At 68.2% G+C, this 15733-nt stretch carries 9 protein-coding genes; 8 read left to right on the forward strand and 1 reads right to left on the reverse strand.

Going from position 1 to position 15733, the window contains the following annotated elements; genetic code table 11:
* Positions 1–34 precede the first annotated feature (34 nt).
* Entirely contained in the window at positions 35–5281 is a 5247-nt protein-coding gene (locus tag V7S63_RS19955) for an alpha-2-macroglobulin family protein (RefSeq protein ID WP_336531485.1), read from the reverse strand.
* Positions 5282–5496: 215 nt separating this feature from the next.
* Here V7S63_RS19955 and V7S63_RS19960 point away from each other — a divergent pair, with 215 nt between their 5' ends.
* The 8 genes from V7S63_RS19960 to V7S63_RS19995 all read left to right on the forward strand — a co-directional run bounded on the left by V7S63_RS19960 (position 5497) and on the right by V7S63_RS19995 (position 15691).
* Positions 5497–6873 carry a trypsin-like peptidase domain-containing protein gene (locus tag V7S63_RS19960; RefSeq protein WP_336531486.1) on the forward strand — a complete coding sequence of 459 codons (1377 nt, stop codon included), beginning with the start codon at positions 5497–5499 and terminating at the stop codon, positions 6871–6873.
* Between the two features lie 146 nt (positions 6874–7019).
* Positions 7020–8018: a tripartite tricarboxylate transporter substrate binding protein gene (locus tag V7S63_RS19965; RefSeq protein WP_091832807.1), complete on the forward strand. Its 999-nt coding sequence runs from the start codon at positions 7020–7022 to the stop codon at positions 8016–8018.
* A 111-nt stretch (positions 8019–8129) separates the two neighbouring features.
* Positions 8130–8603: a tripartite tricarboxylate transporter TctB family protein gene (locus tag V7S63_RS19970; protein WP_091832810.1), complete on the forward strand. Its 474-nt coding sequence runs from the start codon at positions 8130–8132 to the stop codon at positions 8601–8603.
* Between the two features lie 10 nt (positions 8604–8613).
* On the forward strand, positions 8614–10110 hold the full coding sequence (locus V7S63_RS19975; RefSeq protein WP_091832813.1) for a tripartite tricarboxylate transporter permease: 1497 nt from the start codon (positions 8614–8616) through the stop codon (positions 10108–10110).
* Positions 10111–10171: 61 nt separating this feature from the next.
* Complete coding sequence (locus V7S63_RS19980; protein ID WP_336531487.1) at positions 10172–12361, forward strand: primosomal protein N'; 2190 nt, start codon at positions 10172–10174, stop codon at positions 12359–12361.
* Between the two features lie 257 nt (positions 12362–12618).
* Positions 12619–13191, forward strand: coding sequence for a F0F1 ATP synthase subunit delta (locus tag V7S63_RS19985; RefSeq protein ID WP_336531488.1), 573 nt, complete (start codon positions 12619–12621; stop codon positions 13189–13191).
* Positions 13191–14723 (forward strand): F0F1 ATP synthase subunit alpha, encoded by a 1533-nt coding sequence (gene atpA / locus V7S63_RS19990; protein ID WP_336531489.1) that lies wholly within the window; start codon positions 13191–13193, stop codon positions 14721–14723. The genes V7S63_RS19985 and atpA overlap by 1 nt, the downstream gene beginning before the upstream one ends.
* A 98-nt stretch (positions 14724–14821) precedes the next feature.
* Complete coding sequence (locus V7S63_RS19995; RefSeq protein ID WP_336531490.1) at positions 14822–15691, forward strand: F0F1 ATP synthase subunit gamma; 870 nt, start codon at positions 14822–14824, stop codon at positions 15689–15691.
* The last annotated feature ends 42 nt before the right edge of the window (positions 15692–15733 follow it).

The following is a 15733-nucleotide window of genomic DNA, read 5'->3' on the forward strand; positions in this document are numbered from 1 at the left end:
GGCGTTTCGCTCGTCCGGCCCCGGCTTCACGAGATCACCTCGCCGACGAGATCTCAATCGTGCCGAACCCCGTCCGCCCGAAGCGATCCGGTCGGTACATATCCTCGATCACTGCCGCCGGCGCGACATAGCGGCCGGGCGAGACGGCCCGGGCGATATAGGCGACCGTGTAGCCCAGCGGGTCGTTCTTGCCGCCGCTGCGCTCGAAGGCGGCGACAAATCGGTCGTCGCGCGCCTCGGTATGCACGGGCGAGACCTCCTGCTTCAGCCAGTTGAGACCCTCGACCGAGGCGCCTTCGGTCAGCTTGGCGTTCTCGATCTCGAGGCCGGCCGGGACGGGATCGACCAGCAGCAGCCGGCCATAGCGCGCCGCTGGCTCGGTCACCTTGAGCGCGACGACATAGCGCTCGTTCTGGCGCAGGCGCGCGGGATCGACCCGCTCGCCCTTCATGGTGAAGAGCGTGCGCTCCAGCCCGAAGCCCTGGTTGAGCGCCGGCTCCGGTGTCGCCGGGATGCCCGAGACGGTGATCACGGCATTGGCGGAGGCGGTGCCGGGATTGCCGATCACCACGGGCTTGGCCTCCAGCGAGGCCTGCGGGATCGTGCGGTAGAAGGCGCCCTTGCGCTCGGTGCCGTCGACGGTCAGCGACAGACCCTCGGCGTCCTTGGCCATCGCCGCGGCCGCCATCGCCATCCACATGTTCTCCTGCGTCGAGGTATAGCGCGCATTCTGGCGCGCGCTCTGTACGACGTCGGCAGCACGGGAGAGATCGGCACGCTCGCCATTGCTCTCGGCGATCAGGGTCAGGATGCCGGCACTGTCGCGCAGCCGCGAGCCGTAGTCGGGGCGCGAGAGGCCGTCATCGCTCGCCTGCTGCAGCGTTCCCAGTGCGCTGGTGAAGGCGGCCCGGCCGCGGGTGCGATCGCCGAGCAGGGAGAGCGCGGCGCCGATCTGGGCGCGGGCGAGGGGGGAGCCGAAATCGCCGAGCTTGTTGTCGGCGAGATAGCGCAGATCGCCCATCACCGGGCGGCCGTTGCGGGCGAGCACGTAGAGGGCATAGGCGATGCCGGCCGCCTCCTCCTTGTTGATCTCGCTGGTGTTGACGACCTGGTTGCGCAGGCGGTCGAGCGCCATGTTGAACGCCGTCGGCGGCACCGCGAACTGGCGCTCGCGAGCGCGGGTCAGGAAGTCGGTGACGAAGGCGTCGAGCCAGAGATCCTCGCCGCCGACACCCCAGAGGCCGAAGGAGCCGTTATTGCCCTGGCGTGCGAGCACGCGTTCGATTGCGGCGGTCACGCGCTCGTCGGCATTGCCGTCGAGCGCCAGCTGCTCCATCGAGGCGAGCCGGTTCACGACGAGCAGCGGCAGCGCCCGGCTGATCGTCTGCTCGGTGCAGCCATAGGGGTAGCGGTCGAGCGCCTTCAGCACCGCTGCGACGTCGAGCGCCGCGACCGGCGAGACCGAGACGGAGACCGCGCCGGAATCCGGCACGAGATCGGCCATCAAATCGGCGGAGACGGTGAGCGAGCCGCCGCCCGGAATCGGGCGCACGATCCGGCGCGCGATCGTCTGGGTCGAGGGCTGCACGCGCACGGCGAGGTTCTGCACCGTGCCGATGCCGTTCGGGCCGGTGACCTTGACGTCGAACGAGGCCCGCCCAAGCCCGGCGGCAGTCACGGGAATCGTCAGCGAGCTCTTGGCGCCGGCCGCCAGGGTCATGCTGCGGCGGGTCGCATCGGCGGCGACGACGACCGGGCCCTTGACGTCGAGATCGACGAGATAGGAGCCGGCGGGACCCTCGACATTGTCGATCTGCAGGTGGAAGCGCGACTGGTCGCCGAGCGCCAGGAAGCGCGGCAGCGTCGCCTGCGCCACGATCTGGTCGCGCACGAAGACGTCGGCGCTGGCCTGGCCGGTGCGGCCGGCACTCCAGGCCACGGCCATGACGCGGACCGAGCCGTTGAAGGCCGGCAGTTCGAAGTCGACCTTGGCGGTGCCGTCGGGGCCGAGCTTGACCACGCCGGAATAGCGCGCAAGCGGCTCCTGCGTCGGCGCCTCGCCATTGAGCTGCGGGGCGGCGTCGCCGCCGGAGCGGATCGCACCACGCGCGCCCTGCATGCCGTCGATCAGATAGCCGTAGAGATCGCGCAATTCATGGCCGAGCTGGCGCTGGCCGAAGAAGTACTTGCTCGGATCGGGGTTCTCGAAGCGGGTAAGGTTGAGGATGCCGATATCGACCGCAGCGACGGTGATGAAGGCGTCTTCGCCTGCTTTCGCGCCGGTGACCTTGACGGGGAGCGACAAGGTCGAGAGCGGGCGCACCAAGTTGGGTGCCCCGAGGTCGATCGCGAGGTTGCGTTCGTCCTTGCCGACGCTGAACCAGGCGAGGCCGATGGCGCGGCCGGGCATGCGCTGCGCAGCGGTATCCATCGGGCGATGGGCGAGCACGACGAGATAGGCGCTGGCACCCCAGTCCGACTTGGCGGGGATGGTCACGGTCGTGCCGTTGGCGGGCACGTCGACGGTGCGGATCTCGGCGACGCGGTCGCTCATTACTGCGAGCGTCGCCTTGCCGGCGAAGCGCGGCGTCAGGCGCACCTGCATGCTCTCGCCATTGGCGTAGGACGGCTTGTCGAGGGCGACGTCGAGCACATCGGGCTGGTCGGCAGTCTTGTCGGTCTCGTAGCCGACAGTGAAGGAAACGCTGGTTTCGGTCGCTTCGGCGCCGTCGGCGCTGACGTCGAGCCGGTAATTGCCCCACTGCACCGGAGCGGCGATGCGGGCCGGCGCATTCTCGGCGACGGCGATCTCGCCATCGGCGACGCGGCGGGTCGTCTTCACGCCCTCATAGTTCCAGCGGCCGTCCTGGTAGAACCACTGATAGTTGCGGCTGACCTTGGACAGCGTCCATTTGACGCCCTGGCGGGCGATGCGGCGCCCGTCGCCCTGGGCCATGATCACGTCGAAGGTCGCGGTCTGGCCGTTGCCGAGCTCGCCCTCCTTGAAGGCCTTGCGCACGCCGATGGCGGCGCCCTTCGGCACGATCGGCAGGGTGATGGAGCGGGCGATGGCGCGCCCGCCGGGCTCGCCGACACGCACGGTCAGTTCGACTTCGAGCGGGCGGTTGGTCTCGGGCTGGGCGACTGGATTGGCGATCGTGACCTTGCCGTCGGCGCCGGTCCTGGCGGCGTCCTCGAACTCGCTCTGCTGCGGCTCGAAGGCCTCGTCGGTCAGGCCGACCTCGTAGCCGGAGAAGCCGGGGATCGCGGTCTGGGCCGCCGAGCGCACGGTCATCGAGCCGGTGACGTCGAGATCGGAGCCGGGCGCGCCGTAGAGATAGCGGGCGTTGACGTCGATCTCGGCCGGCTCGCCGGCCTGCAGCACCTGCTTCTTCGGTGCGAGGGTCAATTCCAGCCGCTCGGGGACATAATCCTCGACCAGGAAGGAGACCTCGCCGATCGCGGCGCCCTTCGGGTCGGAATAGGCCTGGACGCGCCAGGTGCCGGTCTGGGCACCGGAGATCAGCGGGATCGAATGCGCTCGCCCGCCGGCACCCTGGTCCTCGACCTGGCGGCGGCGGTACTCGACGCCGTCCGGCCGCCTGACGACGAGCGTCAGCGGCAGGCCGGAGACGGCGGCGCCCTTGGCGTCGCGCAGCAGCGTCGTCAGGTAGACGGTTTCGCCCGAGCGGTAGACGCCGCGCTCGGTATAGAGGAAGGCGTCGAGCCCCGTCGGAGCGACGCGGCCCTTCACGCCGCGATCCGACAGGTCGAAGGCGGTCTGCTTCAGGTCGAGGAAACCGTAATCCTCACCGACGCTGGCGGTGACGAGGCCGGGCGCGTTGCCGCCCTGTCCCTTGCCGAGGGCCGCGTCGAAGCGGGCATAGCCGTCGCGATCGGAGCGGACGGTCGCCAGCACCTCGTTGTTCTTGGCAATCAGGCGCAGTTCCGCATTGGCGACGGGCGCGGCGTCGGCGAGCGAGCGCACCAGCACATGCACGCCATCAGGCCCGGAGAAGGACGTCAGGCCGAGATCGGAGACGACGAACCATTGCGTCGCGCGGGTCGTGCCGTCGTCATAGTCGCCATCGCTGTCGGAGGAGCTTGCAGTTCGCGTGCTGCCGGTCGGCTTGGCGAACATGACGTAGACGCCAGGCTGCAGCCGGCCGACCGCTTCCAGCACCGGGAAGGCGGTGGTGACGTCCTTGTTGAGCTCGGACCTCACCGCCATCGTGCCCTTCCAGACGCTCGCGCCCTTGTCCGAGGCGATCTGGCTGGCGTTGTAGCTGCCGAGCTGGCTCAGGAAGTCGTCGGAATGGACCGAGCCGATCAGGTTGCGGTCGCCGATGCGCATCACTTCGAGATCGAGGCTATCGGCATTGACCGAGACGACCGGCACGCCCTGCTGGCCGGTGCGCGGCAGGACGTAATTCTTGCCGGTGAAGCGCACGGACGGGGCGCGATCGCGGACATAGACCTCGTAATCGGCCGATTTCAGCAGCTTCTCGTCGGGGATGGCCGAGGGCACGCCCTGGCGGATGACGAAGCCATAGCGCTCGCCATGGCGCAGGCCGTCGACGCAGAGCTGGCGCTCTTCGCCGCTGACGGCGAAATCACCCTTGCCGGTGATGGCGACGTAAGGCGCGAAGTCGACGCGGCCGCGCGAGAGCGGTTCGGAGAACTCGAAGCAGGCGCGTGGGCTCGCCGCGTCGGAATCGACCTTGTTTGAGAGAAGACGGAAGCCGCGCTGGGCCCGCAGCGCCTCGTAATCGGTGCGCAGCGAGGCGTTGTCGGAAAGATCGAGGCTGAGCCGATAGGTCGTCAGCGCCGGGCGCCAGAGCTCGTGCTTCTCGAAGACGCGGGCGAGCACGCCGAGCGAGGAGGCCTCATCCGGGCGCGAGGTCGAGCGCTGATAGGCGAGATAGGCGGCGCTGATCGCGCGCTCGCGCAATTCGTAGCGCTCCCGATAATCGCGCGGCTCGATGCCGCTCGCCGCCTGCGCCATCAGGCGCCAGCCGCCGGGATTGGCGGGATCGGCGACCGCTGCGGCATTGGCGAGCGGCAACGCTGCGCGGGCATCGCCGCGGGAGAGAGCGGCGGTGCCGTCGCGCAGCAGGGTGGCGAAGGGGCGTTGGCCGACCGAGACCTCGCGCTTCAATCGCTCTTCCAGGCGCTGCCCGTCGCTGGCGAGATCGGGCCGGACATAGGCCTTCTGAGCGAAAGCGGGTCCGGCGGCGACAGTCAGGCCGAGCAGGAGGGCGAGACGGACGAGATGGCGCATGGCTCGGTCTCCGAAAAGGCGGGCGGCAGGATACTGGCCGCGGCAGGCGGCGACGCGATGACGGGTCATCACGTTGCGCTGCGCGAAGCTAGCACCGGGCGCGTCGGGCGCAACTCGGCTTGCGATCAGTTGAGCCCTTCTCGCCTCTTGCCTCCGCAACGAGGCTGACGCTGAATGGCGCCGCGTCGCGGCGCGGTCTGGATGAGGAGAAGGTCGTGCTCAAGGTTTCCTCTTGGATCGGTATCGCCGGCATGCTCGCCTGCCTCGGTGCTGCGCAGGCACAGCAGCCGGCCGATCCGCGCCTGGCTGCGGCAACGCAGAGCTTTTCCGCGCTGCCCGAAGCGGAGCGCAAGGCGATCCAGGCCGATCTGATCTGGACCGGGCATCTCAACAGCGCCGCAACCGGCAATTTCGGGGCGCTGACCTTCCGTGCCGTCAACAGCTTCAAGGCCGGGCGCGGCGAGCCGAATGGGCAATTGACGCCGGCCGAGCGGCAGGAGCTGGCGCGCCTCGCCAGGACGGCGCGCGATGCGGCAGGCTTCGCCGTGATTACCGACCAGCCGACCGGCGTGCGCATCGGCATCCCGCAAAAGCTGCTGCCCAAGCACGAGGCGACGGCCGCCGGCGGCAGCCGTTGGCAGAGCGCCGACGGCAAGATCACGCTCGACGTCAGCGCCGGCCCCGCAACCGAGCCGCTGCAGGCGATCTTCGGGCGCGCCATCGCCGTCAACCCGAACATCCAGCGCAAGGTCACCTACAAGCTGCTGCAGCCCACCTTCTTCGTCGTCGCCGGCGAGACGCCGACCGGAAAGTTCTTCAGGCGGCAAGCTTTGGGGCCTTCGGGCCTGCGCGGTTTCTCGGTCGGCTACGACAAGGGGGTCTCCGCGACCTTCGACAAGGTCGTGACCGCCATCGCCGACAGCTTCGAGCCGTTCCCGAGCGGTGCAGCGCCGGGGCCGGCGCCGACGCCGGCGGCTCCCGGCGCGCCTGCTGTGGCGACCACTCCGGCCCAGCCGGCGACCGAGCGCTTCGGCGTCGGTCTCGTCGTCGGCAAGGAGCTGGTGCTGACGGCGCGTGCCGCCGTCGATCCCTGCAAGGGCCTCAAGGTCGGTACGCGCCCGGCGAAGCTGCGTGTGCAGGATCAGGCGAGCGGGCTTGCGCTGCTCGATGTGCCCGGACTGGCGACAGGTGCCGCGCCTGGGCTGCGCGATGCCGCGCCCGCCGCGAAAGAGGCGGTCGTCGTGCTGGCCTATGACGGAACCGCCGCCGCGCGCACCGCGGTTGCGCTGCCCGGAGAGGTGACGAGCGACGCGGTGCTCGCGCCCCTGCAGCCCGGTGGCGCCGGCAGCCCGATCTTCGACCGGCAGGGCCGGCTTGCGGGGGTGATCACTGCCAATCCCTCCGACAAGGCCCTGATCGCAGGGGTCGCACCGCAGCGCAACTACGCCATCGCGGGGGTCGCGCAGCTCAGGGCGATGCTGGAGAAGGCCGATGCCAGGCCGGCGGCAGCTGCAGCGACCAGCGAGCTAAGCACGGGCGCCATCGCCGAGGCTGCGGGCAAGAGCGTCGTGCCGGTTGCCTGCGGGCTCTGAACCTGTCGGTGTGATCGTGCATACAGCATACAAAGACTGTTGCCTCGCGAGCGGCAATCGGCTCTGATAGCGAGACCATCAAGAAGGCCGCGCCTAAGGCGAAGAAGCTTTCAAAATTTAAATCGATTGAACGGGAGGACATTGAGATGAGCAGAATCAGCAGACGTTCGGTCCTGGCTGGCGCGGCAGCGGCCGGCGCAACGGGATTGATCGCACGCCCGGCGATCGGCCAGGCGAAATGGCCGACGCGGCCGGTCCAGATGATTTGTCCCTGGGGCGCGGGCGGCGGCACCGACGCGGTCGTACGCATCGTCGGCGGCCTGCTCGAGAAGAGCCTCGGCCAGCCCTTCAACGTCGTCAACCGGACCGGCGGCTCGGGCGTCGTCGGACACTCGGCGATCGCGACAGGGGCGCCGGACGGCTACACGCTGGGCATCATCACCTCCGAGATCGCGATGATGCACCATCAGGGTCTGACGCAGCTGACCTTCGCTGACTACACGCCCCTGGCTCAGATGAACTCGGACCCTGCGGGTGTGCAGGTCAAGGCCGACTCGCCTTACAAGGACATCAAGGCCCTCGCCGAAGCGATCAAGGCGGCTCCGGCCGGCAAGCTCAAGGCGTCGGGCACCGGCCAGGGCGGCATCTGGCATCTCGCGCTGATCCAGTGGATGCTCGGCATGAAGTTGAAGCCCGACCATGTCTCCTGGGCGCCTTCGAACGGTGCCGCCCCGGCCATGCAGGACCTCGCCGCCGGCGGCATCGACCTCGTGACCTGCTCGGTACCGGAGGCGCGCGCCATGCTGGACGCCGGCCGTGCCCGCTCGCTTGCGATCATGGCGCCCGAGCGTAACCCTCAGTTCAAGGACGTTCCCACCATGCAGGAGACGCTCGGCATCGACGCCGAAGTGGGTTCCTGGCGCGGAATCGGCGGACCGAAGGGCCTGCCCGAGAACGTCCAGAAGGTCATGCGCGAAGAGCTGAAGAAGATCTACGAGTCGAAGGAATACACCGACTTCATGAACTCTCGCGGCTTCGCGATGGTCTACAAGGACGGGCCGGATTTCGGCAAGTTCATGGCCGAGAGCGACAAGCAGATGGGCGTCGCGCTTGCCGCTGGCGGGCTCGCCAAGAAGGCCTCCTGACGTATCGCAGCACCGAAGGCGGCGGCGCGGTGCGTCGCCGCCTTTTCGTCTTCTCCGGTCCGTGACCAGAGCGCCCAGCCACGGCCCTGCCGCTCAGGAAGGTTGAATCCCATGCGCTTCAACGATGCCGCAGTCGGCTTCGTCTTCATCCTGATCGCCGCTGCAATGATCGCGATGACCTTTTCGTTTTCCGCGTTTCCCGGCCAGCAATACGGTCCGAGCCTGTTCCCGCGCATTCTCGGCGCAGGCATTATCGGCTGCTCGGCGCTCCTGATCGTCCGTGGCTTGCGCGAGCGCGCGGCCGGAGGGCGTTGGCTCGCCCTCGACGAGTGGACCGGCGAGCCACGCCGCGTTGCGTCCTTCGCGCTGATGCTCGGGGCGATGGCGTTCTATGTCCTGGCCTCGGAGCCGCTCGGCTTCATCCCCTGCGCTCTCCTGGTCCAGCTCGTGCTGTTCCTCTGGTTCGGCGTCAGGCCGATCACGGCGGTCGTGGTCGCCGTCGTCATGACCGGGCTGGTGTACTGGTTCTTCTCGTCGCTGATGCGCGTTCCGCTGCCGCGCGGCGTCCTCGACAGCGTCCTTTGAGGAGCCGGCAATGAACGCGATCGCAACCGCCTTCGGGCTGGTCTTCGACCCTTATGTGCTGGCCGTGATCATGGGCTCGGCCGTCTTCGGCATGTTCGTCGGGGCGATGCCGGGCCTGACCGCCACGATGGCGACGGCGCTCCTGGTGCCGGTTACCTTCTTCATGTCGCCGGTGCCGGCGCTAGGCGCCATCGTCACGGCCACTGCCATGGCGATCTTCGCCGGCGACATCCCGGCCGCGATGCTGCGCATGCCGGGCACGCCCGCCTCGGCGGCCTATGCCGACGAAAGCTACGAGATGACCAAGAAGGGTCAGCTCGACCTGTGCATGGGCGTCAATCTCGTGTTTTCCGTGCTTGGCGGCATCTTCGGCGTCATCATCCTGATCGTGCTCGCGCCGGTCCTGGCGGAGGTCGCGATCAACTTCTCCTCCTTCGAGTATTTCTGGCTCGCCTGCCTCGGCCTGACCTGCGCGGTCTTCATCGGCACTGGCGATCCACTCAAGGGCTTGCTCTCGCTGTTCATCGGTCTCGCCATCGGCTGCATCGGCATCGACCCGGCCGCCGGCCAGCCGCGCTTCACCTTCGGCAATGTCGACCTGCTTTCCGGCATCAACTTCATCCCGACCTTGATCGGTATGTTCGCGGTCTCGGAGCTGCTCCGCGGAGCCGTGACCATGGAAAAGGCCGGCATGATGGTGCAGCAGACCGTCGGCAACATGTTCACCGGCCTCGGTGCCGTGACGCGCAAGTATTGGAAGAACTTCATCCGCGGCTCGGTCATCGGCACGGTGATCGGCGCCTTGCCCGGCGCCGGCGCCGACATTGCGGCGTGGGTCTCCTATGCCGTTTCAAAGAAGCTCTCCAAGGAGCCGGAGAAGTTCGGCACCGGTCATATCGAGGGCATCGTCGATTCGACCTCGGCCAACAATTCTGCGCTCGGCGGCGCCTGGATTCCGGCGCTGGTCTTCGGCATCCCCGGCGACTCGATCACTGCGATCGTTATCGGCGTGCTCTACATGAAGGGCATGAATCCGGGGCCGACCGTCTTCCTGCAGACGCCGGAACTGATCTACGCCGTCTTCATCATCTTCATCCTCGCCAACCTGCTGATGTTCCCGCTCGGCTGGGCCGCGATCAAGTCGGCCAAGCAGATCCTGCGGGTGCCGCGCAATATCCTGCTGCCGATCATCCTGATCTTCTGCATGGTCGGCTCCTTCGCCATGACCAACTCGCTCTACGGCGTCGTGCTGATGGTGGTGATGGGCCTGTTCGGCTGGCTGCTCGAGGAACATGGCATCCCGGTCGCGCCGTTGATCCTCGGCCTCGTGCTCGGCGAGATGCTGGAGCAGAACTTCATGAGCTCGATGATCAAGGCAAACGGCTCGTTCATCGGCTTCCTCGATCGGCCTATCGCCGGCACGCTCGGCGTGCTGACCATGCTGCTCTGGGGTGCGATGCTCTGGAAGGCGCTGCCCTTCGGCCGGCGCCAGCCGGCGGCGGCGTGAAACGATAACCGGCGGCGACTGCTGCCGGTCAGCGCCGCGAATCAGTGCTAGAGACGGGCGCATGGACGATGCGCTTGACGAAGGGCAGGGCGGTGGCGGCACGGTCGAGGTGCTGATCCCGCTCGGCCTCGACCAGGCCTATAGCTATGCCGTGCCGCCGGGGCTCACGCTCGTGCCGGGCGATGTCGTGCAGGTGCCGCTCGGGCCGCGCGAGACGGTGGGCGTGGTTTGGGAGGCCGGTTCGGGCCGCGGCAGCAATCTGAAGAAGGTCGTCGGCAAGCTCGACATGCCGCCGCTCGATCCGGCCTTGCGCAAGCTGGTCGACTGGGTCGCCTGGTATACGCTCGCCGCCAAGGGCTCGGTGCTGGCGCTGGCGCTGCGCCGCCCACCCGACGATACGCCGGAGCGGCCGAAGCTCGGTGTCAGGTTGGTCGGTGCTCCGCCGGCGCGGATGACACCAGCAAGAGCGCGCGCCATCGCCGCCGCTGAGGGCGGGCTCCTGATCGGCAAATCGGCGCTGGCCGAGGCCGCCTCGGTCAGCACAGCGGTGATCGATTCCCTCGTCGATGCCGGCACCTTCTCGGTCGAGCCGCTGCCGCAGGAGGCGATCGCGGCCAGGCCGGACCCCGATCACGCCAGGCCGCAGCTCTCCGACGACCAGCGCGCGGTCGGCGATGCGCTCGCCGAGCTCGTGCGCAAGCAGGCCTGGCAGGTCGCGCTGCTCGAGGGCGTCACCGGCTCCGGCAAGACCGAGGTCTATTTCGAGGCCGTCGCCGAGGCGATCCGGCTCGGGCGTCAGAGCGTCATCCTGATGCCGGAGATCGCGCTCACCGCGCAGTTCATCGACCGGTTCGAGGCGCGTTTCGGTGTCCGGCCGGGCCTGTGGCATTCGGGCGTGAGCGGCCGCCGGCGCGAGCGCCTGCAGGCGGCGATCGCCAGGGGCGAGGCGCTGGTGGTGGCAGGCGCGCGCTCGGCGCTGTTCCTGCCCTACCGGGACCTCGGCCTTATCGTCATCGACGAGGAGCACGAGGCCGCCTACAAGCAGGAGGACGGCGTCGCCTACCACGCCCGCGACATGGCGGTGGTGCGTGGGCGCATCGAGAATGCGCCGGTGGTGCTGGCCTCGGCGACGCCATCGCTGGAGACACGGGTCAACGCCGAACGCGGCCGCTATCTCCATCTCAAATTGCCCGAGCGCTTTGGCGGCCGCGAACTGCCGACCCTTGGTCTGGTCGACCTGCGCAGGGACAAGCCGGAGCGCGGGCGCTGGCTCTCGTCGCAACTGATCAAGGCGGTCGAGACTAATCTCGAGGCGAAGGAGCAGTCGTTGCTCTTCCTCAACCGGCGCGGCTATGCGCCGCTGACGCTGTGCCGCGATTGCGGTCACCGCTTCCAGTGTCCGAACTGCTCGGCCTGGCTGGTCGACCATCGCTTCCGGCGGGCGCTGGTCTGCCATCATTGCGGCCATGTCGAGCGCCGGCCGCATGAATGCCCGGCCTGTCATCAGCCCGAAAGCCTCGTCGCCTGCGGGCCGGGCGTCGAGCGCCTCGCCGAGGAGGTCGCGACGCTGTTCCCGCAGGCGCGCTCGATCGTGCTGTCCAGCGATTTTCCAGGGGGAACCGAGCGCCTGAAGCAGGAGCTGATGGCGGTGGCGGAGGGCGAGTTCGACATCGTCATCGGCACGCAGCTCGTCGCCAAGGGCCACAACTTCCCGGGGATGACGCTGGTCGGGGTGATCGATGCCGATCTCGGCCTGACCTCGGGCGATCCGCGCGCGGCCGAACGCACCTTTCAGGTGCTCAGGCAGGTCACCGGCCGGGCCGGGCGCGGCGAGAAGCCGGGGCGGGCGCTGCTGCAGACCCACGACCCCAACCATCCCGTGCTGAAAGCGCTGATCTCGGGCGATCCGGAACGCTTCTACGCAGCGGAGACGGCGGCGCGCGAGGCTGCCGGCCTGCCGCCCTTCGGCCGGCTCGCCGGACTGATCGTCTCGGCGAATTCGCAAGGCGAGGCCGAGACCCATGCGCGGGCGCTGGCCCGCTGCGCCGAGGCGCCGGCCGGCGTCGCCGTGCTGGGACCGGCGGAAGCGCCGCTCGCCATCCTGCGCGGGCGCCACCGGATGCGGCTGATCGTCAGGACGGCGCGCGAGATCAACCTGCAGGACTACCTGCGCGCCTGGCTGAAGCGGGCGCCGCGACCGAAGGGCTCGGTCAGGGTCGCGGTCGACGTCGATCCGCAGAGCTTTCTTTAGCCGGATTCCCGCTGCGTAGCCGCGCAGCTGGCCGCGCCCGGCGCCGGCTGCTTCTTTCGACCGCATCCAAAGCATGTGGGGCGGGTATTTCGTTGGTTGCGCACCCCGAAACCCCATGCTATCGCACCGCCGCAATCCAAGCGCCGCAAGCCCTGGAACAGGTTTGTCGCGCGCTTGATCATCGCAGTGTCGGGGCCGTGCACTCCACCTTCGTCGGAAGGTCGCCGGAGCGGTCCCCTGGAAGAGAGAGCGAGAGCGTGGCCGAGGGCGGATCGCAGGAACAGTCCCCAGTCTCGGGCGTGGCCGAGCGCTATGCGACGGCTCTGTTCGAACTGGCCAGCGAGGCCAAGATGGTCGACGCCGTCGCCAAGGACCTCGATGGCTTCGCCGCGATGATCGCCGAGAGCGACGATCTCAAGCGCCTGATCGAGAGCCCGGCTTTCTCGGCGCAGGATCAGGTCTCCGCCATCACCGCGCTCACCGCCAAGGCCGGCATCGCCGGGCTTGCCGCCAACTTCATCGGCTTCGTCGCCAGCAAGCGCCGCCTGTTCGCGCTGCCGGGCATGATCCGCGCCTTCCGTGCCAAGGTCGCCGAGGCCAAGGGCGTGGTCAGCGCCGAGGTCACGCTCGCCGAGCAGCCCTCGGCCGCCCAGCTCAAGGACATCACTGCCGCCCTCAGGGAGGTTGCGGGCAAGGATGTCGACGTTTCGCTCAAGGTCGACCCGGCCATCATCGGCGGTCTCATCGTCAAGATGGGTTCACGCATGGTCGATGCGTCCCTGAAAACCAAGCTCAATTCTATTCGTCTTGCCATGAAAGAGGTCGGCTGATGGACATCCGCGCCGCTGAAATCTCCGCTATCCTGAAGTCGCAGATCTCGAACTTCGGCTCGGAAGCCTCGGTCACCGAGGTCGGTCAGGTTCTCTCCGTCGGTGACGGCATCGCCCGCGTCTACGGTCTCGACAAGGTCCAGGCCGGCGAGATGGTCGAGTTCGAGTCGGGCGTGCGCGGCATGGCCCTCAACCTCGAGAGCGACAATGTCGGCGTCGTCATTTTCGGTTCCGACCGCGAGATCAAGGAAGGCCAGACCGTCAAGCGCACCGGCGCCATCGTCGACGTGCCGGTCGGCAAGGAGCTGCTCGGCCGCGTCGTCGACGCGCTCGGCAACCCGATCGACGGCAAGGGCCCGATCAAGGCGGCCCAGCGCGCCCGCGTCGACGTCAAGGCCCCCGGCATCATCCCGCGCAAGTCGGTGCACGAGCCGATGGCGACCGGCCTCAAGGCGATCGACGCCCTGATCCCGATCGGCCGCGGCCAGCGCGAGCTGATCATCGGCGACCGTCAGACCGGCAAGACCGCCGTGGCGCTCGACACGATCCTCAACCAGAAGCCGCTGAACGTCGAAGGCGCGCCGGAGAGCCAGAAGCTCTACTGCGTCTACGTCGCCGTCGGCCAGAAGCGTTCGACCGTCGCCCAGCTCGTGAAGGTGCTCGAGGAGCGCGGCGCGATGGAGTATTCCATCGTCGTGGCGGCCACCGCCTCCGACCCGGCCCCGATGCAGTTCCTGGCGCCCTTCGCCGGCTGCTCGATGGGCGAGTATTTCCGCGACAACGGCATGCACGCCGTGATCATCTATGACGACCTGTCGAAGCAGGCCGTCGCCTACCGCCAGATGTCGCTGCTGCTTCGCCGCCCGCCGGGCCGCGAAGCGTATCCCGGCGACGTGTTCTACCTGCATTCCCGCCTGCTCGAGCGCGCCGCCAAGATGGGCGAGGCCGCCGGTCTCGGCTCGCTGACGGCGCTGCCGGTCATCGAGACGCAGGCGAACGACGTCTCGGCCTACATCCCAACCAACGTGATCTCGATCACCGACGGGCAGATCTTCCTCGAGACCGACCTGTTCTACCAGGGCATCCGTCCGGCGGTGAACGTCGGCCTCTCGGTGTCGCGCGTCGGCTCGGCCGCCCAGACCAAGGCGACCAAGAAGGTTGCCGGCAAGATCAAGGGCGAGCTCGCCCAGTATCGCGAGATGGCGGCCTTCGCCCAGTTCGGCTCCGACCTCGACGCCGTCACGCAGCGCCTGCTCAACCGCGGCGCCCGCCTGACCGAGCTGCTGAAGCAGGGCCAGTTCTCGCCGCTGAAGATGGAAGAGCAGACGGTCGTGATCTATGCCGGCGTCAACGGCTATCTCGACCCGCTGCCGGTCAGCAAGGTGCGCGCCTTCGAAGACGGGCTGCTCTCGCTGGTGCGCGGCAAGCACGCCGACCTGCTGAACGAGATCGGCTCCTCGAAAGACCTTTCGGACGCGAATGCCGCGAAGCTGAAGGGGATCGTCGAGGGCTACGCCAAGTCCTTCGCCTGATCTTTGCGAGCGCAGCGAGGCAATCCAGCCCCGCTGCGCCAGTTCTGGATTGCTTCGTCGCTGCGCCCTCGCAATGACGGATAGGGGATCAAGACCGGATGCCGTCCCTTAAGGACCTACGCAACCGCATCGCCTCGGTGAAGGCGACGCAGAAGATCACCAAGGCCATGCAGATGGTCGCGGCAGCCAAGCTGCGCCGCGCCCAGAGCGCGGCCGAGGCGGCGCGTCCCTATGCCGAGCGCATGGAGACGGTGCTGGCGAACCTCGCCTCTGGCATCTCCGGGCCGGGCGCGCCGAAGCTGATCGGCGGGACGGGCTCGGACAAGGTGCACCTGCTCGTGGTCTGCACCGCCGAGCGCGGCCTCTGCGGCGCCTTCAACTCCTCGATCGCCCGCCTCGCCCGCGACAAGGCGCTGGCGCTGAAGGCCGAGGGCAAGACGGTCAAGTTCATCTGCGTCGGCAAGAAGGGCTTCGACATCCTGCGTCGGCAGTTCGCCGCCGACATCGTCGAGGTGATCGACCTGCGCGCCTTCAAGCAGCTCGGTTTCGCCAATGCCGAGACGATCGCGCAGAACATCCTGGCGCGCTTTGCCGCCGGGGAGTTCGACGTCGCGACGCTGTTCTTCTCGAAGTTCAAGTCGGTGATCTCGCAGATCCCGACGGCGCAGCGCATCATCCCGGCCGAAATCCCGGCCGGCACCAAGACGATGGCCGCGGTCTACGACTACGAGCCGGAGGAAAGCGAGATCCTCGAGACGCTGCTGCCGCGCAACCTCACGGTGCAGGTGCTGCGTGCGATCCTGGAGAACGCCGCTTCCGAGCAGGGCGCGCGCATGTCGGCGATGGACTCCGCCACGCGCAATGCCGGCGAGATGATCAAGAAGCAGACGCAGCTGTACAACCGCTCGCGCCAGGCGATGATCACCAAGGAACTGATCGAGATCATCTCCGGCGCGGAAGCGCTCTAACCGCCTAACTTCAGGCCGGCGTGCCGGCCATCCGACACGCTG

This window comes from Allobosea sp. CCNWLY174, assembly GCF_037120455.1.
GTDB lineage: Bacteria > Pseudomonadota > Alphaproteobacteria > Rhizobiales > Beijerinckiaceae > Allobosea > Allobosea lupini.

Coding starts and splice junctions, on each gene's coding strand:
- V7S63_RS19970 (WP_091832810.1), top strand. CDS start 8,130: ATGCGCTTCAACGATGCCGCAGTCGGCTTCGTCTTCATCCTGATCGCC.
- V7S63_RS19975 (WP_091832813.1), top strand. CDS start 8,614: ATGAACGCGATCGCAACCGCCTTCGGGCTGGTCTTCGACCCTTATGTG.
- V7S63_RS19980 (WP_336531487.1), top strand. CDS start 10,172: ATGGACGATGCGCTTGACGAAGGGCAGGGCGGTGGCGGCACGGTCGAG.
- atpA (WP_336531489.1), top strand. CDS start 13,191: ATGGACATCCGCGCCGCTGAAATCTCCGCTATCCTGAAGTCGCAGATC.
- V7S63_RS19955 (WP_336531485.1), bottom strand. CDS start 5,281: ATGCGCCATCTCGTCCGTCTCGCCCTCCTGCTCGGCCTGACTGTCGCC.
- V7S63_RS19965 (WP_091832807.1), top strand. CDS start 7,020: ATGAGCAGAATCAGCAGACGTTCGGTCCTGGCTGGCGCGGCAGCGGCC.
- V7S63_RS19995 (WP_336531490.1), top strand. CDS start 14,822: ATGCCGTCCCTTAAGGACCTACGCAACCGCATCGCCTCGGTGAAGGCG.